The 19,017-nt window shown below is 63.4% G+C and carries 20 protein-coding genes; 11 read left to right on the top strand and 9 right to left on the bottom strand.

Annotation, left to right across the window (positions count from 1 at the left end):
* Window positions 1-21 precede the first annotated feature (21 nt).
* Entirely contained in the window at window positions 22-1,275 is a 1,254-nt protein-coding gene (locus R0382_RS17780) for a DUF1615 domain-containing protein (protein WP_432721349.1), read from the top strand.
* A gap of 59 nt (window positions 1,276-1,334) precedes the next feature.
* On the opposite strand, the gene R0382_RS17785 is transcribed toward R0382_RS17780, so the two are convergent.
* The 8 genes from R0382_RS17785 to tgt all read right to left on the bottom strand — a co-directional run bounded on the left by R0382_RS17785 (window position 1,335) and on the right by tgt (window position 9,898).
* Complete coding sequence (locus R0382_RS17785; protein ID WP_432721350.1) at window positions 1,335-1,922, bottom strand: ACP phosphodiesterase; 588 nt, start codon at window positions 1,920-1,922, stop codon at window positions 1,335-1,337.
* Window positions 1,923-1,965: 43 nt separating this feature from the next.
* Window positions 1,966-3,135, bottom strand: a complete 1,170-nt coding sequence (gene ampC / locus R0382_RS17790; protein ID WP_432721351.1) for a class C beta-lactamase — start codon at window positions 3,133-3,135, stop codon at window positions 1,966-1,968.
* 226 nt (window positions 3,136-3,361) lie between these two features.
* Window positions 3,362-4,258, bottom strand: a complete 897-nt coding sequence (bioC, locus tag R0382_RS17795) for a malonyl-ACP O-methyltransferase BioC (RefSeq protein WP_432721352.1) — start codon at window positions 4,256-4,258, stop codon at window positions 3,362-3,364.
* Entirely contained in the window at window positions 4,255-4,896 is a 642-nt protein-coding gene (locus R0382_RS17800; RefSeq protein WP_432721353.1) for a DedA family protein, read from the bottom strand. Before R0382_RS17800 ends, bioC begins: the two co-directional genes overlap by 4 nt.
* A gap of 92 nt (window positions 4,897-4,988) precedes the next feature.
* On the bottom strand, window positions 4,989-5,924 hold the full coding sequence (gene secF / locus R0382_RS17805; RefSeq protein WP_432721355.1) for a protein translocase subunit SecF: 936 nt from the start codon (window positions 5,922-5,924) through the stop codon (window positions 4,989-4,991).
* Between the two features lie 12 nt (window positions 5,925-5,936).
* Window positions 5,937-7,796, bottom strand: coding sequence for a protein translocase subunit SecD (secD, locus tag R0382_RS17810; RefSeq protein ID WP_432721357.1), 1,860 nt, complete (start codon window positions 7,794-7,796; stop codon window positions 5,937-5,939).
* Window positions 7,797-7,877: 81 nt separating this feature from the next.
* Window positions 7,878-8,201, bottom strand: a complete 324-nt coding sequence (gene yajC / locus R0382_RS17815; RefSeq protein WP_432721358.1) for a preprotein translocase subunit YajC — start codon at window positions 8,199-8,201, stop codon at window positions 7,878-7,880.
* A gap of 584 nt (window positions 8,202-8,785) precedes the next feature.
* Window positions 8,786-9,898: a tRNA guanosine(34) transglycosylase Tgt gene (gene tgt, locus R0382_RS17820; protein ID WP_432724192.1), complete on the bottom strand. Its 1,113-nt coding sequence runs from the start codon at window positions 9,896-9,898 to the stop codon at window positions 8,786-8,788.
* A gap of 164 nt (window positions 9,899-10,062) precedes the next feature.
* Between tgt and R0382_RS17825 the strand changes: the two genes are divergently transcribed.
* A complete protein-coding gene (locus R0382_RS17825; protein ID WP_432721359.1) occupies window positions 10,063-10,716 on the top strand; it encodes a CAP domain-containing protein in 654 nt (217 codons plus the stop codon).
* A gap of 43 nt (window positions 10,717-10,759) precedes the next feature.
* Here the strand turns inward: R0382_RS17825 and queA are convergent, their stop codons facing one another.
* Complete coding sequence (queA, locus tag R0382_RS17830; protein ID WP_432721361.1) at window positions 10,760-11,809, bottom strand: tRNA preQ1(34) S-adenosylmethionine ribosyltransferase-isomerase QueA; 1,050 nt, start codon at window positions 11,807-11,809, stop codon at window positions 10,760-10,762.
* 222 nt (window positions 11,810-12,031) lie between these two features.
* Here queA and aroQ point away from each other — a divergent pair, with 222 nt between their 5' ends.
* From aroQ to R0382_RS17875, 9 genes are all read left to right on the top strand, one after another.
* The gene (gene aroQ, locus R0382_RS17835) at window positions 12,032-12,487 is read left to right on the top strand and encodes a type II 3-dehydroquinate dehydratase (RefSeq protein WP_432721362.1); all 456 of its coding nucleotides are present in this window, start codon (window positions 12,032-12,034) and stop codon (window positions 12,485-12,487) included.
* Window positions 12,488-12,550: 63 nt separating this feature from the next.
* Window positions 12,551-13,006 (top strand): acetyl-CoA carboxylase biotin carboxyl carrier protein, encoded by a 456-nt coding sequence (gene accB, locus R0382_RS17840; protein WP_432721364.1) that lies wholly within the window; start codon window positions 12,551-12,553, stop codon window positions 13,004-13,006.
* A gap of 51 nt (window positions 13,007-13,057) precedes the next feature.
* Window positions 13,058-14,425: an acetyl-CoA carboxylase biotin carboxylase subunit gene (gene accC, locus R0382_RS17845; protein WP_432721365.1), complete on the top strand. Its 1,368-nt coding sequence runs from the start codon at window positions 13,058-13,060 to the stop codon at window positions 14,423-14,425.
* A gap of 101 nt (window positions 14,426-14,526) precedes the next feature.
* Window positions 14,527-15,414, top strand: a complete 888-nt coding sequence (gene prmA / locus R0382_RS17850) for a 50S ribosomal protein L11 methyltransferase (RefSeq protein ID WP_432721366.1) — start codon at window positions 14,527-14,529, stop codon at window positions 15,412-15,414.
* Between the two features lie 178 nt (window positions 15,415-15,592).
* Window positions 15,593-16,522, top strand: coding sequence for a DUF3426 domain-containing protein (locus R0382_RS17855; protein ID WP_432721367.1), 930 nt, complete (start codon window positions 15,593-15,595; stop codon window positions 16,520-16,522).
* Window positions 16,519-16,896: a glycine cleavage system protein GcvH gene (gene gcvH / locus R0382_RS17860; protein ID WP_432721369.1), complete on the top strand. Its 378-nt coding sequence runs from the start codon at window positions 16,519-16,521 to the stop codon at window positions 16,894-16,896. The genes R0382_RS17855 and gcvH overlap by 4 nt, the downstream gene beginning before the upstream one ends.
* A 138-nt stretch (window positions 16,897-17,034) precedes the next feature.
* Window positions 17,035-17,535: a thiol peroxidase gene (gene tpx / locus R0382_RS17865; protein ID WP_432721370.1), complete on the top strand. Its 501-nt coding sequence runs from the start codon at window positions 17,035-17,037 to the stop codon at window positions 17,533-17,535.
* A 94-nt stretch (window positions 17,536-17,629) separates the two neighbouring features.
* Window positions 17,630-18,115, top strand: coding sequence for a hypothetical protein (locus R0382_RS17870; protein ID WP_432721371.1), 486 nt, complete (start codon window positions 17,630-17,632; stop codon window positions 18,113-18,115).
* A gap of 10 nt (window positions 18,116-18,125) precedes the next feature.
* Window positions 18,126-18,890: a DUF3025 domain-containing protein gene (locus tag R0382_RS17875; protein WP_432721372.1), complete on the top strand. Its 765-nt coding sequence runs from the start codon at window positions 18,126-18,128 to the stop codon at window positions 18,888-18,890.
* The last annotated feature ends 127 nt before the right edge of the window (window positions 18,891-19,017 follow it).

The raw sequence follows: 19,017 nt of genomic DNA on the forward strand, positions 1-19,017 counted from the left end.
TCCCCGATATTGCCACTCGCCGTGAAGCTCACTCCGCTCGTCTGCCTCCTGCCCGCCGCCCTGCTTGCTGCCTGCGCCAGCCCGCCACCGCCCAGCCCCGCTGCGGTCGTCGCCAGTGCACCGGCGGCCATTGCCGCCGAATCAGCCGTCAGCACACCGGCCGAGACCGCCAGCCTGCCGGCCGAAGCACCGATCGCCAGCGCGCCGGTCGTCGTCGAACCGCCGCCGGTACAGCCGGCCAAGCCGAGCGGCCTCAGCCAGCCCGAGGCCAAGGCGCTGCTGAACAAGGTATTGCCGGCCAAAATTCCCGGCCGTGCCGACTGGAATGCCGACATCCTCGACGCGTTCACCGCGCTGAAGATTCCGTACACGCCCGAGTACTTCTGCGCCGCGGCGGCGGTGATCGAACAGGAGTCGAGCTGGCAAGGCGATCCGGGCGTACCCGGCCTGCCGGACATGGTCTGGAACAAGATCGGCGAAAAAGCCGCTGCCAAGCACGTGCCGCTGATCGCGGTGAAAACGGCGCTGCTGAAATCGTCGCCGACCGGCGAAAGCTACAAGTCACGCATCGACAAGCTGCGCACCGAGCGTGAGATGAACGCCGTTTTCGAAGACCTGTCGGCTGATGCCGCACGGCTGGGTCTGCCTTTGAACATGGCCAATCCGATCCGCACCGGCGGGCCGATGCAAGTCAGCGTCGCCTTCGCCGAATCGCACGTCCGTGTCTGGCCCTACCCGTATCCGCGCAACCGCAGCGTGCGCGATACCGTGTTCACCCAGCGCGGCGGCAGCTACTTCGGCATCGCCATTCTGCTGCAGTACCCTGCACCGTACGACGACATGCTGTACCGCTTCGCCGACTTCAATGCCGGTCGCTACGCCAGCCGCAATGCGGCATTCCAGGCTGCGATCGCCAAACTGACCGGCAAGGACATCGCCCTCGACGGTGACCTGCTGAGCTACCAGAACGGCCGGCCGGCAGCCAAACCCAGCGATGTCGAGGATGCATTGGCGTCGATTTCAAACCAGCTCGGCATGGGCCGCGACGCGGTCCGCCGCGATCTGGGCAGCGAAAAACTGGTCGGCTTCGGTCAGACCGCGCTGTACAAGAAGGTGTTCGCACTGGCCGACGCGAAAAACGGCAAATCGATGCCACGCGTGGCGATGCCGCAGATCCGGCTGATCAGCCCCAAGATCACCCGCAAACTGACGACCGAATGGTTCGCCCAGCGCGTCGACGGCCGCTACAAGACCTGTCTGGCACGGGCGAAGTAGACCGCAGCTTCGGGAGCCGCGTTTTCCCAAGGCGCGCAGATGAGTGCCTGAGTTGCTTCCTAGCGACTCAGGCGGACTTGCTGCGCATACGCCAGCGCATCGGGCATGAAGTCGAGGAAATCGGCCTCGAAGCCAGCATAGTGGTCGCGCAATTCATCGGCGGCGCCGGCGAGCGGATTGGCGCGGCGGATCCGGTGCGACGCCATCCTGTCGAGCGCGAAAGCGACATTGGCCATGTCGCGGTACGACGCCAGCCAGTCGGTCTCTGCCATTCTGGGCAGCACCGCAGCGAAGTGCGCCGGCAGTGCCGGCTGCCTTGCCAGCTCGGCGTAGAGCCGGCCGGTAAATTGCGCCAGCGTCTCGTCGGGCGAGAATCGCGCCCAGTGCACCGCCAGCAGATGGTCGTAGAAGAGGTCGACCATGATGCCGCCGTAGCGGCGACGCACAGGGCTGACCCGGGCGCGGCTGGCGGCGAAGGCCGGGTGCAGGTCGGCGAAGGCATCGATTTCGCGGTGCAAGGCGACACCCGCGGCCAGATCGGCCGGCAAGGCGCCGGGCAGCAAGCCCTTGACGAAATCACCGGCCACGCCGCCGGCACGGTCCGCCGGCGCGGGGCCGGCAAGCAAGGCGTGAGCCAGATAGTTCATGCACTCATCCCGGCAATCGTCACACGCGGCCGCACCGAGGCGCTCAATGCGCGCCGCCCGCCAGCGCGGTCAGGATGTCGTAGGCTACGCTGACGCGTACTTCGTTCGGATAGCGCTTGTTGGCCAGCATGACGATGCCCAGTCGTTTTTCGGGGATAAAGGCAATATAAGCCCCGAAGCCATTGGTCGAGCCGGTCTTGTTGATCCAGGCCTTGCCCTGCGGCGGCTGCGCCGGCCGGATCGCCGTGACCGGCGTGGCATTCAATGCCATGGCGGACGAATTGCCTTCAAGCAGGGCTTGCTTCTTAACCGGATACGGATATTGCTCCCAGATCAGATCCTGGGTCATGGCACCGGCCTGATAGTAGCCGGTATGCGTCGCCATCACCGCGCGGCGGAATGGGGCGTCGAGATCGAGCGCGTTCATGTTCGCCTGCACGAAGCGGATCATGTCGCTCGCCGTCGATTTGACGCCGTACGCCTCATCGCCCAGCACGCCTGCGGCCAGCCGTATCGGCGCATTGTCCTGCGTATAACCCTGCGCGTAATCGGCCATTCTGGCGGCGGGGACATTGATATAGCTGTTTTTCAGGCCCAGCGCCGGAAACAGCTTCTGCTCGATCAGTCCCGCAAAATCCTGCCCCATGCTATTCGCCGCGATCAAACCCAGCGTTCCGATACTCGGATTGGCATAGCTGCGGTAGCTGCCCGGTGCGTGCGGCGGCGTCCAGGTCTTGAAATACTGCATCAGCTGATCGTTGTTGCTGATGCCATCCGGCACTTGCAGCGGCATGCCGCCGGTCGTGTGCGTGCCCAGATTGAGCAAGCTGAGTTCGCCGAACCGGCTCCCCTTCAACGCAGGCAGGTATTTGCCGGTTTGATCCGCCAGCGACAGATAACCGCGCTCTTCCGCGTACGTCGCCAGCGTGGCGGTAAAGGTCTTGCTGATCGAGCCGAGTTCGAACAGCGTCTCGCTTGTGACCGGCCGACGCGGCGAGACCGACGCCACGCCAAAGTTGAACACATGCGCCTGACCGTCGACCGTCACCGCAACGGCCATGCCGGGAATCGCGTATTTGCTCATGACCGGGCGCACGGCGGCCTCGACGCGCTGTTCCAGCGATGGCTTGCCGGCTGCGTAGCCGGCCGCCGGAAAGAGCACGCAGGCCGCGATGCACGCAGCCCGGATGAAACGCTGTACGCCGTATGTCATACCCAATCGCCCCAAGAAAAGTATGGCTGGATCGTACTGGGCTGACGGGGCCGCCGACAGGGCAAAAATCCCCCATTGCGACATGCCCCCCGCATCCATCAGTCGGCGCAAACGGCTGGCGGCCTGAGCGGTTTACGGCCGCCGCAGCGAGGGCGCCAGGCAGGAAGCCCCTATGTGCCCGGAAGTTGCCCACCGTGGGTGCCACCCACCGGAGCGGGACAGCTGCTTAAGGTGACCGGGGCCGGAACTCGATTACCTGCGCGCCATCGGCGCGGACCTTCGGCGCATGCTCGGGCTTCCAGGCGTGGCCGTAGACCACCTCGTAGCTGCAAGGCAGCGCGCCGTCACGGCGGAAGGCTTCGTACTGGGCGGTGACGCGTTGCCACGCGGTCTTGCCCATCATGCCGCGCCGACGTCCCTCGGTGACATTGTGCGCGCCGATGCCTTTGAGATCCTGCATCACCGCGCGGACGTCCGGGTAGGTCATCGTCAGCGTTTCCATGTCCATCACCGGCGTCGAAAAGCCGCTGTGCGACAGCGCATCGCCAAGATCGTGCATGTCGATGAAGCGGTTGACGTGGTTGTAGCCGTCAACGCCGTCAAACGCCGCACGCAGCTCTTTCAGCGTATCGGGCCCCAGCGTCGAGAACATCAGCAGGCCGCCGGGCTTGAGCACGCGCAGGAACTCGCGGAACGTTGCGTCGGGGGTGTTGCACCACTGAATCGCCAGACTCGACCAGATCAGGTCGACCGACGCATCGGCCAGCGGCAGGGCCTCGATGTCACCGCACAACTGCACCGGCCGGTTGCGTTCGAAGCGGGCCAGCAACTTCTTCAGGCCGGCGCCGGCATGGCGCTCGCGGGCGATCTGCAGCATCGCCGGCGCCAGATCGAGCTCGACCAGCTGCGCATCGGGATAGCGCGTCTGCAGGGCCTTGCCCATATAGCCGGTGCCGCAGCCAGCATCGAGCACGCGTTGCGGCTGGATCCGGACCAGATCCAGCCGCTCGGCCATCCGGTCCGCCACTTCGCGCTGCAGCACCGCCGCCGCATCGTAGCTCGAGGCGGCGGCGTCGAAACTGGCGCGGATCGCCGCCTTGTCGGTGTAAAACGCTTCGCTCATGCCGCTTTCTTGCCGTACTTCTGCCGCAGCACTTCGAGGACAACCGGGATGATCGAGACCAGCACGATGCCGATCGCGATCAGGCCGATGTTCTTCTGGATGAAGGTGATCCCACCGAAGAAGTAACCGGCGTACAGCAGCGACACGACCCAGATCGCCGCGCCGACGATGTTGAACAGCACAAAGCGCTTGTAGGTCATTTCGGCCATGCCGGCGACGAAGGGCGCGAAGGTACGCACGATCGGCACGAAGCGCGCCAGGATGATGGTCTTGCCACCATGGCGTTCGTAGAACGCGTGGGTCTTTTCCAGATGATCGCGGCGGAAGATTTTCGAATCCGGGTTGGCGAACAGCTTGTGGCCGAAGTAGCGGCCGATCAGGTAGTTGACCGCATCGCCCAGCACCGCGGCGATGAACAGCAGCACGACCAGCAGGTGCACATTCATGTGGCCGCCGCCGGCAATCATGCCGGCGATGAACAACAGCGAATCACCGGGCAGGAACGGCGTCACGACGAGGCCGGTCTCGCAGAAAATCACCGCGAACAGGATCGCGTACACCCATGCCCCGTAGAGGTTCACCAGTTGGGCAAGGTAGACATCCAGATGCAGGAAGATGTCGATCGGGTTGAATTCCATCACAGTCCTTAAACGAGAAAACGCCGGCGATGGACTCGCCGGCGGGGCAATGGTTCACGCACAGGCGTTATCGCCTTGCGCATCCATGGCGATCAGACCACCGCTTCTTCCTTGATCTTCACCGGCTTGACCATGTTCTCGCGCGTCACGCCGAACATCAGCAGCAGCGGCGACGCCACCAGCACCGACGAGTAGATACCGAACAGAATGCCGATCGTCAGCGCCATCGCGAAACCGTGCAGTGCCGAACCGCCGAAGACCAGCATCGACAGCACCATCGCCTCGGTCGAACCGTGGGTGATGATGGTCCGGCTCATCGTCGCGGTGATCGCGTTGTCGATCACCTGCGGCACGGTCTTGCCGCGCATTTTCGGCGCGCGGAAGTTCTCGCGAATCCGGTCGAAGACGACGACCGATTCGTTGACCGAGTAACCGAGCACCGCCAGCACGCCGGCCAGCACCGTCAGGTTGAATTCCCACTGGAACAGCGCGAAGCAACCGAGAATGATCACCACGTCGTGCATGTTGGCAATCACGGCGGAAACGGCAAAGCGCCATTCGAAACGGATCGCCAGATAGGCAATGATGCCGAGGCAGACCAGCGTGATCGCCGTCAGACCGTGGGTGACCAGTTCTTCGCCGACCGACGGGCCGATGAACTCGACCTTGCGCAGTTCGACGTCGGGGCGCTCGGACTTGAGCACCGTCAAGACCTCGTTCGACAGCTGGGCGCTGGTCTTGTTCTTGATGTTCGGCAGCCGGATCATCACGTCACGCGTGGTGCCCAGCGCCTGAACCTGCGCCTCACCATACTTCAGGTGTTCGACCTGGGTACGGACCTGGTTCAGGTCGGCGCCTTGCTGGTAGCGCAGCTCCATCACGGTGCCACCGGTGAATTCGACACCGAAGTTCAGCCCCTTGATCACCAGGAAGGCCACGGCAAGGATGAAGGTGATGAGCGAGATGGCCGTCGTGAGCTTGCCGTAGCTCATGAACGGGATGTCGCGCTTGATACGGAAGAATTCCATCTTGTGCGGCCCTTATGCGTTCTTCTGGTCCGGCACCCAAACCTGGCCGATCGACAGCGAGGTCAGGCGGCGGCGGTAGCCGTAGATCAGGTTGATGATGCCGCGCGACACGACGACCGCGCTGAACATCGACGTGAGGATGCCGAGGCAGTGCACCACGGCAAAGCCGCGGATCGCACCCGAACCGAAGATCAGCAGCGCAACGCCGGCGATCAAAGTGGTGACGTTCGAGTCGAGAATCGTCGCCCAGGCATGGCTGTAGCCGTTCGAGATCGCCGCCTGCGGCGTCATGCCGTTGCGCAGCTCCTCTCGGATCCGCTCGTTGATCAGCACGTTCGAGTCAATCGCCATACCCAGCGTCAGCGCGATCGCCGCGATACCCGGCAGCGTCAGCGTGATGCCGATCGCCGACAGCAGCGCCACCAGCAGCAGCAGGTTGCCGCCGAGCGACACCGCCGACACCAGCCCGAACACGCGGTAGTAGATCACCATGAAGATCGCGATCGCGGCAAAACCGTACAGCGTCGAATCGAAGCCCTTCTTGATGTTGTCCTTGCCAAGGCTCGGACCAATCGTGCGTTCTTCGACGATGTTCATCGGTGCGGCCAGCGAGCCGGCGCGCAGCAACAGCGCCGTGTCGTTGGCTTCGGCAACGCCCATCGAACCGGAAATCTGCACGCGACCACCGCCGATCTCGCTGCGGACCACCGGCGCGGTGACGACTTCGCCCTTGCCCTTCTCGACCAGAATCATCGCAATGCGCTTGCCGATATTGTCGCGGCTCAGATCCTTGAAGATCGTCGCGCCGGTCGAATCGAGGTTGATGTTCACCGAGGCATTGTTGTGCTCGTCAAAGCCGGCCTGCGCATCGTTGATGTTGTCGCCGGTCAGTTCGACTTCCTTGCGGACAAGGATCGGCACGTTTTGGCCATTGCTGCCACGACGCTCGCTCATCAGCTCGGTGCCGGCCGGCACATTGCCGCCGATTGCCGCCTGCAGATCGGCCGGATCGTCGTCGACGAGACGCACTTCCAGCGTGGCAGTCCGGCCGAGGATGTCCTTGGCCTTGGCTGTGTCCTGGATGCCCGGCAGCTCGACGACGATACGACCCGCGCCCTGCTGCTGGATCACCGGTTCGGCCACGCCGAGTTCGTTCACCCGGTTGTGCAGCGTGGTGATGTTCTGTTTGACCGCGTCCTCGCTGAGCTTTTGCAGCGCGGCTTGCGGATAGGTGACGATGATCTTGTTGCTGTCGCCCTTGACCGGCGAAACCTGCAGGTTCGGCAACAGCTTGGTCACCACCGGCAGCGTGGCATCGACGGTCGCCGCATCGCGCAGCTGGACTTCGACGCTGTCGCGGTTACGGGCCACGGCGCCGTAGCGGATCTTCTGATCCTTGAGTTCGCGACGGATGTCACCGGCGGTCTTTTCGAGCGCCTTGTCGACGGCAGCCTTCATGTCGACTTCGAGCAGGAAGTGCACGCCACCGCGCAGGTCAAGGCCGAGGAACATCGGCTTGGCGCCGATCGACTGCAGCCAGGCCGGCGTTTGCGGCAGCAGGTTCAGCGCAACGACGTAATCGTCGCCGAGCGCGGCCTGCAGTGCATCCTTGGCCTTGAGCTGGGCATCGATGTCCTTGAAGCGCAGTTTCACCGACGCGCCGTCGAACAGCACGTCGTCCGGATTCAGCCCGGCCTGCTTCACCGCGGCAACGGCGCGTGTCTGCGTCGACGCATCGACCTTGACCATGGTGCGCGCGCTGGAGATCTGCACGGCGGGGCTTTCACCGAAGAAGTTCGGCAAGGTGTAAAGGAAGGCCGCGATCAGAGCCACGACGATCAATACGAATTTCCACAACGGGTAGCGGTTCATTGCATGCCCTTAAAACCGGGAAAGGCCTGCGTTACGCAGGCCAGAAAACACGCCGGGGCAGCCAAGGCCGCCCCGTTGCGATTACTTGTTGTTCTTGATGGTGCCCTTGTCCAGGCGCTGCGACACCGAAGCGCGCTGCACGAGGATTTCGACGCCGTCAGCCAGTTCGAGCGTGATGTATTGCTCGCCGACCTTGGAGATACGGCCCAGGACGCCACCATTGGTCACGACTTCGTCACCCTTTTGCAGCGCATCGAGCATGGCCCGCAATTCCTTCGCGCGCTTCTGCTGCGGACGAATCAGCAGGAAGTAGAACAGCACGAAGATCACGACCATCGGCAGGAACTGCATGAAACCGGCAGCGGTAGGAACCGCGTCGGCGGCGTAAGCGGGAGCGATAAACATCGATCGGGCCTTTCTTTGAGAGTGGCAAAAAACGAAGCGGGTCATTCTAGCCCGCCACCTGTATGAAATCTACCGACTTCCTTCACGTGACGGCGGAGACCGCCCCGTGAAATCGGCAATAATTCAATAAACGGAAACCCCAGCGTGCGATTTCGGCGCGGCGTTGCCGCTATCGCGCTGACAGTCGGTAGCTGGGCACGCGCAGACGGCCTGATGGACATCCGAACAAGCGCGCAAACCGTGTGATCGGCTTCGCGGGGTTGCGTGCAAGGAAAAGGCAAGCGCCGGACGGAAAAGTTGCAGTTGCGATGCAATTAGCCACCGTATCGGCGCCGCGCACCCGGGGGGCGGAAAGCAAACGGCGCGACGCCGGTTTGTTTTGCTGCGAAGCGCACGGCCAGGCGCAAGTCGACCGCGACGCAAGCAAAGCCTGCCGCACCCGCCGTCCGATCCACCGCCCCGGACCCGCTCGAGTCGCGACTAGCCCCCGGCACCGATCATGCCAGCAGCACGTGGGCCCCTATCAGCACGCGAACAAGAAAAAACCCGGCACGGCCGGGTTTTCATTCGGGCAAAGCACCGGATCAATCGATGCCGCGGGCGCGGTCGGCGTGGAAGCGCGCGACGAAGGCCGGGAAGGCATCTACATCGATCGCCGCGCGCATCTCGGCCATCAGCACCTGGTAGTAGCGCAGGTTGTGGATGGTGTTGAGCTGCGAGCCGAGGATCTCGCCGGCGCGGAACAGATGGTGCAGATAAGCGCGGCTGAAATTCTGGCACGCGTAGCAATCACACGTTTCGTCGAGCGGACGCTCGTCGAAACGGTGCTTGGCATTCTTGATCTTGATGTCGCCGAAGCGCGTGAACAGCATGCCGTTGCGCGCGTTGCGGGTCGGCATCACGCAGTCGAACATGTCGATACCCTGGCTGACGCCGTAGACCAGGTCTTCCGGCGTGCCGACACCCATCAGATAGCGCGGCTTGTCGACCGGCAGTCGCGGCGCGGTGTGCGCGAGGATGCGCTCCATGTCTTCTTTGGGTTCGCCAACCGACAGGCCGCCAATCGCCATGCCGTGAAAGCCGATGTCGTCGAGGCCGGCCAGCGATTCGTCGCGCAGATCCTCGTACATGCCGCCCTGAACGATGCCGAACAGCGCATTCGGGTTCTCGAGCTTGTCGAATTCGTCACGCGAGCGCCTGGCCCAACGGTAGGACATGCGCATCGAATCGGCCGCCTGCTTGCGGTCGGCCGGGTACGGCGTGCATTCGTCGAAAATCATCACGATGTCGGAATTGAGCACGCGCTGGATGCGCATCGACTCTTCCGGCGTCAGGAACAGCTTGTCGCCGTTGATCGGACTCTGGAACTTCACGCCCTCCTCGGAAATCTTACGGAGATCACCGAGGCTGAAGACCTGAAAGCCGCCCGAATCGGTGAGGATGGGCTTGTCCCACCCCATGAACTGGTGCAGGCCACCGAAACGGCTGACGACGTCCAGCCCCGGACGCAGCCACAGGTGGAAGGTGTTGCCGAGACAGATCTGCGCTTCGATCTCGCGCAGATCGCGCGGCGTCATTGCCTTGACGGTGCCGTAGGTGCCCACCGGCATGAAAACGGGTGTTTCCACCTTGCCGTGGTTGAGTTCTATCGTGCCACGACGTGCACCATTTGATGTTTTGTGCAGCGTGAACTTCAGGCCTTGATCCAATTTCTTTAACCACTCCGTATTTGCCCGCCGGATAAACAGTCCTGCGGCATGTGTAAATCGCCGGGGGCACTGCCCCGCGTGCTGCACATTTTGGTCGTTTACAGCACGGTTCGATCGAATTTGTCGCTTGGATGATACAAAGGATTAGCACCATGCGCACTACCAGCATCTTGCTTGGCCTGCTGCTCGCCGCGTGCGGCGGTGGCGGTGGTGGCGGCAATGACAGCAGCCCTCCTACCTCAGGCGGCACAACGCCAGCCCCGGGCACCCCGGCCCCCAACCCCACGCCTACGACGCCCGGCACGACGCCCTCCCCGGGGCCGACACCGACGCTGAGCCCCTTTGCGCTGGACATGCTCGAGCAGCATAACCGGGTGCGGCGCGCAGAAAACGCCGGGCTGGCCGATCTGAACTGGTCGGCGGACCTCGCCGCCTTCGCTCAGGACTGGGCGAACCAGAGCGCCAGCAATAACCAGTGCCTGAATCTGGTCCACCGCAGTGGCAGCAACCGCAACCTCAACGGTCAGGTCACCGGCGAGAACCTGAGCGCGTTCGGCTCGTCCTCGCCCTATTCCGGCTTCCAGGACACGCCCGCCGGTGTCGTCGGCCGCTGGGCTGCTGAACGCGCCGACTGGAACTTCAGCAGTGCGCAGTGCCGGGCCGGCGCGGTCTGCGGTCACTACACCCAGATCGTCTGGCGGGACACCACCGCGGTCGGCTGCGGTCAGGCCCGCTGCTCGCAAAGCGAGGTGTGGGTATGCAATTACCTGCCAGCCGGCAATATAAGCGGACGCAATCCGTTCTGAGGCCGGGTATGCCCCGGATGAACGGCAGGCCGGTTATTTCGTGTTATTGCCCGGCGTCGCTGGCGCGCTCGAGCAGCATCGCGTCGCCATAACTGAAGAAGCGGTACTCGTGGGCGACCGCGTGGGTATACGCCGCCTTCATCGTTTCCAGCCCGGCAAACGCCGCCACCAGCATCAGCAAGGTCGATTTGGGCAGGTGGAAGTTGGTGATCAGCCGGTCGACGATGCGGAATTCGTAGCCCGGCGTGATGAAGATATTGGTATCGCCCTCGGGCTCGGCCAGCAGCCCTTGCTGCGACGACGCTTCGAGCGCCCGCAAGCTGGTCGTGCCGACAGCGATCACCCGCCCGCCCGCGGCCTTGGTCTTGCGGATCGCCTCCTGCGTCGCCAGCGGAATCGAATAACGCTCGTGATGCATCGTATGGTCGGCAATGTCGTCGACGCGGACCGGCATGAACGTGCCGGCACCGACGTGCAGCGTCAAAAACGCCGTACCCACACCCTGCGCACGCAATTGTTCAAGCAAGGCATCGGTGAAATGCAGCCCCGCGGTCGGCGCAGCCACGGCACCGGGGTCGCGTGCGTAGACGGTTTGATAGCGCTTGGCGTCGTCGTCGTCCGGCGTATGCGTGATATACGGTGGCAACGGCAGGCTGCCTGCCTGCTCAAGGATGTCGAGCACCGATTCGCCACCATCCGCGCCGGTTCGATCAAATTCGAGCAGGAACAGGTCGCCACGGCGTTCGACCATCGTTGCGCCCCAGCGCTCGGCGAACAGCAACCGGCTGCCGGGCTTGGGCGACTTGCTGGCACGTACATGCGCCAGCGCCCGATGCGTATCAAGCACACGCTCGACCAGCGCTTCGACCGCGCCGCCACTGTCCTTCAGACCGAACAAGCGCGCCTTGATCACCTTGGTATCGTTGAACACCAGCAGGTCACCCGCCCGCAACAGCGTCGGCAGATCGCGGAACCAGCCGTCGTGCCGCGTTTTGCCGTCAACGTGCAGCAAACGGCTCGCGCCGCGCTCGTCGGGGGGAAACTGGGCGATCAGGTGTTCGGGCAGGAAATAGTCGAAATCGGAGAGTTGCATCAGGGGAAACCGTGAGGAAATTGCGGCGAACAGGTGCGTAGCAAAACGACTAGAGTATACCAGCGCACCCGGCCAGCAGCCCGCGACCTGCTTGATGGCACGAGGCTTTCAAACAACTGTTTTGACGTGAAAATGCCGGGAATTTCGTCGAATTGGCTAGACAAGTGTGTTTCGCCTCGGCAAACTCCCGCCGATGATTTGGAACGAGACTGGGAGGTGAGCATGGCAAAAGCCCGCAAAATCCTGGTGCTGCATGGCCCCAATCTCAATCTGCTGGGGATGCGTGAGCCGCAGCACTACGGCGCCGATACACTGGCGGACATCAACAACCGCCTGATCAAGATCGGCGCGCAGCAAGGCGCACAGGTTGAGACATTCCAGTCCAACCGTGAGTACGAGCTGATCGATCGCATTCATGCCGCTTTTGGCGACGGCACCGACTTCATCGTCATCAATCCGGCTGCGTTCACCCATACCAGCGTTGCACTGCGCGACGCCCTTGCCGGGGTCAAGCTTCCCTTTATCGAAGTGCATCTCTCGAATGTGCATGCACGCGAAGCATTCCGACATCATTCCTACTTCTCGGATCTCGCCATCGGCGTGATCTGCGGCCTCGGGGCCAAGGGCTACGAATACGCGCTGGCCCACGCCCTCGAAGCCTTCAATCCGGCGTCCTGAACGGACGTCCCCGTTTCCCCCATAAATGCGTCAATAAGCATTACCTTATAAGAGGGTTGCCGTATGGATCTGCGTAAACTGAAAAAACTGATCGACCTCGTCGAGGAATCCGGCATTGCCGAACTCGAGGTCACCGAGGGCGAAGAAAAAGTCCGCATCACCCGCGTCAATCAGAACGCCGCACCCACCTATATCCAGCAGCCGATGCAAGTCCAGGCACCGGCTGCTGTCGCTGCAGCACCGGTTGCCGTTGCGGCCGAAGCCAGCGCCAGCGCGCTGCCGGAAGGCACGCCGGTCAAATCGCCGATGGTCGGCACCTTCTACCGCGCCGCCAGCCCGGGCGCGAAGTCCTTCGTCGAAGTCGGCCAGCAAGTGAACGCCGGCGATACGCTGTGCATCATCGAAGCGATGAAACTCCTGAACGAAATCGAGGCCGAAACCTCTGGCGTGATCAAGGCCATCCTTGTCGAGAACGGCCAGCCGGTCGAATACGGCGAACCGCTGTTCGTCATCGGCTGATGCGGTGCCGCGTCCGCCTGACGGATGCGGTACGTCTCACGGAGTTCATCCATGTTTGAAAAAGTACTGATCGCCAACCGCGGCGAAATCGCGCTCCGAGTGCTGCGCGCCTGCCGCGAAATGGGCATCAAAACCGTGGTCGTCCACTCGGAAATCGACCGCGAAGCCAAATACGTCAAGCTCGCCGACGAATCGGTCTGCATCGGCCCGAACCCGTCGCCGCAGAGCTACCTGAACATGGCGGCCATCATCTCGGCCGCCGAAGTCACCAATGCCAACGCCATTCACCCGGGCTACGGCTTCCTGTCGGAAAACGCCGACTTCGCCCAGCGCGTCGAAGAATCCGGCTTCGCCTTCATCGGCCCGACGCCCGAGTCGATCCGCGTGATGGGCGACAAGGTCTCGGCCAAGGATGCGATGAGGAAGGCCGGTGTACCGTGCGTGCCCGGTTCGGACGGCGCCCTCTCGGACGACCCGAAGGAAATCCTCGCGACCGGCAAAAAAGTCGGCTACCCGGTGATCATCAAGGCCGCTGGCGGCGGCGGCGGTCGCGGCATGCGCGTGGTGCACAACGAGGAAGAGCTGCTGCGCTCGGTCGAGATGACCAAGTCCGAAGCCGGCGCCGCGTTCGGCAACCCGACCGTCTACATGGAGCGCTACCTGCAGACGCCGCGTCACGTCGAAATCCAGATCCTCGCCGACCAGCATGGCAACGCGATCTATCTGGGCGAGCGTGACTGCTCGATGCAGCGACGTCACCAGAAAGTGATCGAAGAAGCACCGGCACCGGGCGTCACCGACGCACAGCGCAAGAAGATCGGCGAAGCGTGCGCCGCAGCCTGCCGCCAGATCGGCTACCGCGGCGCCGGCACGTTCGAGTTCCTGTATGAAAACGGCGAGTTCTTCTTTATCGAGATGAACACCCGCGTTCAGGTCGAGCACCCGGTGACCGAAATGATCACCGGCATCGACATCGTCCAGGAACAGATCCGCGTCGCAGCCGGCCTGCCGCTGCGCTACACGCAGAAGGACGTGAAGATCAAGGGTCACTCGATCGAGTGCCGGATCAACGCCGAAGACCCGCTCAAGTTCGTGCCGAGCCCCGGCCGAATCACCACCTGGCACACGCCGGGCGGCCCGGGCGTACGCGTCGATTCGCACGTCTATCAGGGCTATTTCGTTCCGCCGAACTACGACTCGATGATCGGCAAGATCATCACCTACGGCGATACCCGCGAGCAGGCAATGGCGCGGATGCGCATTGCGCTGTCGGAAATGGTCGTCCAGGGCATCAACACCAATATCCCGTTGCATCAGCAGCTGTTGCTCGATAGCGAGTTCATCAAGGGTGGCACCAGCATCCACTACCTCGAGCACAAGATGCCCGAGATCCGTGCGCTGCTGGAAAAGCAGGGCTGAGCAATCGGCCAGCGCTAATAAAAAGGGCCACTTCGGCCCTTTTTTCATGTTCATTCAAGCCGTGAGACAATCACGGTCATCACTTTTCAGGAAAGACCGCCATGTCCTGGCAGGAACTGCGCATCACCACCGATTCTAAGCACGCCGAAGCGCTGTCGGACGCACTGTTTGACCTCGGCGCACTGTCGGTGTCGATCGAAGACGCCGCCGCCGGCACCGACGCCGAAAAGCCGATCTTCGGTGAGCCGGGCGAACCGGTCGACCAGATGTGGGACCTGAGCATCGTCGTTGCCCACCTGTCGGACGACATGGACCCGCAGCTGGCGGTTGCCGCCGCGGCCAACGCCGTCGGCATCGATCACCCGCGCTTCGCCGTCGTCACCGTCGAGGAACAGGACTGGGTACGGCTGACGCAATCGCAATTCGACCCGATCCGCATTTCCGAGCGGCTGTGGATCACGCCGACGTGGCACGAGTCGCCGAATCCTCAGGCCATCAACATCGCACTCGACCCGGGCCTGGCGTTCGGCACCGGCAGCCATCCGACCACGCATCTGTGCCTGCAGTGGCTCGACGCCAATATCGCCGGCGGCGAAACGCTGCTCGACTACGGCTGCGGCTCCGGCATCCTCGCGATTGCCGCCAAGAAGGTCGGCGCTGGCGAGACCCACGGCGTCGACATCGACCCGCAGGCGATGATCGCGTCAAAGCAGAATGCCGAGCAGAACGGCGTCGAAATCGACTTTTTCCTGCCCGACGCGCTGCCGGACGGCGAGTACGACGTTGTCGTCGCCAACATCCTCACCAACCCGCTGAAGACGCTGGCACCGATGCTGGCCGGTCGCGTCAAGGCCGGTGGCCGGATCGCGCTGTCGGGCATTCTGGCCGAGCAGGCGGACGACATCATCGCCATCTACGGCGCGTGGTTCGATTTCACGCCGGCAAAGGAATCGGAAGGCTGGGTGTGCCTGTCCGGCCGCAAGCGCTGAAACCGATGCGGCTCGACGGCGGCGCCCGCGCGTCCCGGCCCGTGCCGATGCGCCGAGCACCCCAAGGGCACGGCCTGCGGGGCGTGTGCGCTTCGGGACAGCCCGGCTTGGCTCGCTCGCCGAACAGAACCGGTTTCATGACACGCGCCGCAATGATTCCGGGCTACAATTGCCGGCGATGAGCTCGATCACCCGCTGCCCCAATTGTCATACGGCGTTCAATGTCACCGCCGCGCAACTGGCTGCCCACAAGGGCAAAGTGCGCTGCGGCAAGTGCGCATTCGTCTTCAACGCGCTCGAATGCATGACGGCGCCGGAACTGGCCACCGAAGCGGTGGCCTCGCCCGAGGTCGACGTCACGGCATCCGGCTCCAGCGCGCCTGCCGCCCAGAGCGCGGCACCGGCGGCCGAACTCAGCGTCGCCGAATACCTCGCACAACGACCGGAACCGGAACCGGAACCGGAACCGGAACCGGAACCGGAACCGGAACCGGAACCGGCAATAGTTGACCCGCACCCGGCCGAACTGGCCAGCCCCGCAACGCCGGCCACCGACGATGCACCGTCGGATTACCGGCCGATCCATACCTATGACGACGATGCGCTGCTCGCACTGCCCAAGCCGCCGTCCCGCTGGCGCTGGCTGCTCGTCGTGCTGGCCGCGCTGGCCGTGTTCGCATTGCTGACGCAGATCGCACTGCGCTACCGGTCGACGCTGTCGACCGAACTGCCGTGGCTACGGCCGATCTATGTGTCGGCGTGCAACACCCTCGGCTGTGACATGCCCTTGCCGCGCCATGCCGAATTGCTGCGCTCGGACTACTCCGAACTCAGCTATGTGCCCGGCCGCCCCAATCTCGTCCAGCTGTCGGCCAGCGTGCGCAACCTTGCCCAGTACGAGCAGGCGCTGCCGACGCTGGAACTGACGCTGACCAACGAACGCGAAGACGTGGTTGCGCGCAAGCGCTTCACCCCGGCCCAATACCTGGCGGCGAGCGAGAAGAACCGCACGCGGCTTGCACCGAACGATGAACTGCGCGCCTATCTGCAGCTCGACCTCGGCCAACTCGATTCCTCCGGCTACTCGATTTACTGGTTCTATCCATGACGATTCCTGCTGATCTGCTGTACTCCGAAACCCATCAATGGGCCCGCCTCGACGACGACGGTCTGGTGACCGTCGGCATCACCCATTTCGCCCAGTCGACGCTCGGTGATCTGGTCTATGTCGAACTTCCCGCCGTCGGTCGGCAAGTGAGGCAACAGGAAACCGTTGCGCTGGTCGAATCGGTCAAGAGCGCTTCCGATGTGCATTGCCCGCTGTCGGGCGAAATCGTTGCGACCAACCCCGCCGCGGTCGACGCGCCCGAGTCGATCAACGATGCGCCGTATGACACTTGGCTGTTCCGGCTGCGTCCGAGCGACCTGGGCGAATGCGCCGCGCTGCTCGATGCCGCGGCGTACGAAAAGGCCGTTGCCTGAGCACGAATCAGGATGACGCTTGAATATCGCCGATTCGGCGCCATTTGCAGCTGATGCGGCTTAGCAGAAGCCGCCACCAGACCACAGACGATCTTCGACGACTCATCGACCATTGGTCGACCATTAGGAGCAGCACCCATGTCCAGCGTAACCCTCGGCGGTAACCCGATCGAAGTCAGCGGCGCCTTCCCGCAAGCCGGCGATGCCGCCAAGCCGTTCACCCTCGTCGGCAAGGATCTCGCCGATGTGTCGCTGGCCTCGTTCGCCGGCAAGAAGAAAGTCCTGAACATCTTCCCGAGCATCGACACCCCGACGTGCGCGACCTCGGTACGCCGCTTCAACGAATCGGCCTCGAAGCTCGCTGACACCGTGGTGCTGTGCATCTCGGCCGACCTGCCGTTCGCGCAAAACCGCTTCTGCGGCGCCGAAGGCCTGGAAAACGTCGTCACGCTGTCGACGATGCGCGGCCGCCAGTTCCTGAACGACTACGGCGTTGAATTCGCGACCGGCCCGCTGGTCGGCGTTGCGGCGCGTGCCGTCGTCGTCCTCGACGCCAACGACAAGGTGCTGCACGCCGAACTCGTCGCCGAAATCAAGGACGAGCCAAACTACGACGCAGCGCTGAAAGCGCTGGCGTAATCACCTTGCAGACCGTGACTCCGGTCACGGTTTCAGCAGTCTCCAATCGGCTAGAATGAATGTTCTAGCCGATTTGTTTTTTGAAGGTCGACGCATGAAGAAATACCTCCCGCTGATCGCCCTCGCGCTGCTCGCGGTGCTGTTCACCATTCAGTACGCGCAGGCCGATGGCCCGCGTCTGACGGTGCGCTTTGCCAACCCGGCATGGAACGGCATCGCCATTCCCGCCGGCCAGCAATGCGGCCAGCTCGGCGGCAAGGGCAATACGCCGGCGCTGAACGTGTTCGACCTGCCCAGCGGCACCGCGGGCCTGCAACTCGAATACAAGCAGCGCGGCGGCAGCAGCCTTGGCGTACTGCGCTATGCCATCGCCCAGGGCGCTGCCAGCGTGCAGTTGCCCAGCGTCACCGGCCAACAAGCCAGCCTTCCCGACGGGTTTTCGTGGGTCAGCCAGTCCGCCGGCGGTGGCTACCAGCCGCCCTGCACCAAGGGCGCGGGCTATTTCCTCGTCGTGACGGCGCTCGATGCCGGCGGCAAGCCGCTGGGCACAGGCCGGCTGGAGCTTGGCAAGCTGCAATGAGCCCCATGCAATGACAACGTGGCCAGCTGCGCATTTCGCGCAGCATCCCGGCTACGCGCCGATTCGCCCTGTTCTTGAACGTTTTGCGTCGCTGCCCGACTGGCAAGCCTGGCAGGCACTCGGTTCGCCGGCCAGCAACCGGCTCGGCCTGCCCTTGCAGTTCGTCGATCCGGATTCGCTGACGCAGTATTACGAGGCCGAAATCCATGCGCTCGGGCGTATTGCAACGCGCCACAATTGGCACGACTGCTTCAACGCCGCGGTCTGGCACACCTTTCCGCAAGCCAAGGTCGCGCTGAACGCGCTGCACCACCGTCATACCGCTGACGGCGCACGCGGCCCGGTACGCGATGCAGCGACGCTGTTCGACGAATGCGGACTGATCGTCGCGTGCAGCGACACGGCATTGGCCGACGCGCTGATCGGCCATGACTGGGCAACGCTGTTTCAGACCCATCACGACGCCTGGGGCAAGCGGATCGAGGCGCTGTGCTTCGGCCACGCCAACTACGAATACCTGCTCGACCCGTTCCGCGGTCTGACCGGTAAGTGCTGGCTGGTCCCGGTGGCCGACACCCACTTCAGCCGCCCCTTGGTCGAACGCATCGCTACGCTCGACGCCCACATCGCCTTCGAGATCGACGCCGACCGGTTGCAGCGGCCCAAACAACTGCCGCCGTTGCCCTTCCTTGGCATTCCCGGCTGGTGGCCCGTGCAGGACGACGCGTTCTACGCCGACGCCAGCTATTTCCGGCCCAAGCGTATGACCGCCTGACGCTGCGGCGCCTTTCGTCTGGCCACTCGCCGAATCCAAACCGTTTCTTGCCTTCGCTTGCACCGATTCCGATGCTGAATCGACCGGCCTGATGCCGGCGACTCAAACCGAGAACCTCGAGGAGCAG

The sequence above is a fragment of the Jeongeupia wiesaeckerbachi genome (assembly GCF_050916355.1).
Lineage (GTDB): Bacteria > Pseudomonadota > Gammaproteobacteria > Burkholderiales > Chitinibacteraceae > Jeongeupia > Jeongeupia wiesaeckerbachi.

Bases quoted from the DNA above. Each gene is read 5' to 3' on its own strand.
- R0382_RS17785 (WP_432721350.1), bottom strand. From the start codon at position 1,922: ATGAACTATCTGGCTCACGCCTTGCTTGCCGGCCCCGCGCCGGCGGAC.
- queA (WP_432721361.1), bottom strand. From the start codon at position 11,809: ATGCAACTCTCCGATTTCGACTATTTCCTGCCCGAACACCTGATCGCC.
- ampC (WP_432721351.1), bottom strand. From the start codon at position 3,135: ATGACATACGGCGTACAGCGTTTCATCCGGGCTGCGTGCATCGCGGCC.
- secD (WP_432721357.1), bottom strand. From the start codon at position 7,796: ATGAACCGCTACCCGTTGTGGAAATTCGTATTGATCGTCGTGGCTCTG.
- bioC (WP_432721352.1), bottom strand. From the start codon at position 4,258: ATGAGCGAAGCGTTTTACACCGACAAGGCGGCGATCCGCGCCAGTTTC.
- accC (WP_432721365.1), top strand. From the start codon at position 13,058: ATGTTTGAAAAAGTACTGATCGCCAACCGCGGCGAAATCGCGCTCCGA.
- R0382_RS17875 (WP_432721372.1), top strand. From the start codon at position 18,126: ATGACAACGTGGCCAGCTGCGCATTTCGCGCAGCATCCCGGCTACGCG.
- yajC (WP_432721358.1), bottom strand. From the start codon at position 8,201: ATGTTTATCGCTCCCGCTTACGCCGCCGACGCGGTTCCTACCGCTGCC.
- aroQ (WP_432721362.1), top strand. From the start codon at position 12,032: ATGGCAAAAGCCCGCAAAATCCTGGTGCTGCATGGCCCCAATCTCAAT.
- prmA (WP_432721366.1), top strand. From the start codon at position 14,527: ATGTCCTGGCAGGAACTGCGCATCACCACCGATTCTAAGCACGCCGAA.
- R0382_RS17825 (WP_432721359.1), top strand. From the start codon at position 10,063: ATGCGCACTACCAGCATCTTGCTTGGCCTGCTGCTCGCCGCGTGCGGC.
- R0382_RS17870 (WP_432721371.1), top strand. From the start codon at position 17,630: ATGAAGAAATACCTCCCGCTGATCGCCCTCGCGCTGCTCGCGGTGCTG.
- R0382_RS17855 (WP_432721367.1), top strand. From the start codon at position 15,593: ATGAGCTCGATCACCCGCTGCCCCAATTGTCATACGGCGTTCAATGTC.
- tpx (WP_432721370.1), top strand. From the start codon at position 17,035: ATGTCCAGCGTAACCCTCGGCGGTAACCCGATCGAAGTCAGCGGCGCC.
- accB (WP_432721364.1), top strand. From the start codon at position 12,551: ATGGATCTGCGTAAACTGAAAAAACTGATCGACCTCGTCGAGGAATCC.
- R0382_RS17800 (WP_432721353.1), bottom strand. From the start codon at position 4,896: ATGGAATTCAACCCGATCGACATCTTCCTGCATCTGGATGTCTACCTT.
- secF (WP_432721355.1), bottom strand. From the start codon at position 5,924: ATGGAATTCTTCCGTATCAAGCGCGACATCCCGTTCATGAGCTACGGC.
- gcvH (WP_432721369.1), top strand. From the start codon at position 16,519: ATGACGATTCCTGCTGATCTGCTGTACTCCGAAACCCATCAATGGGCC.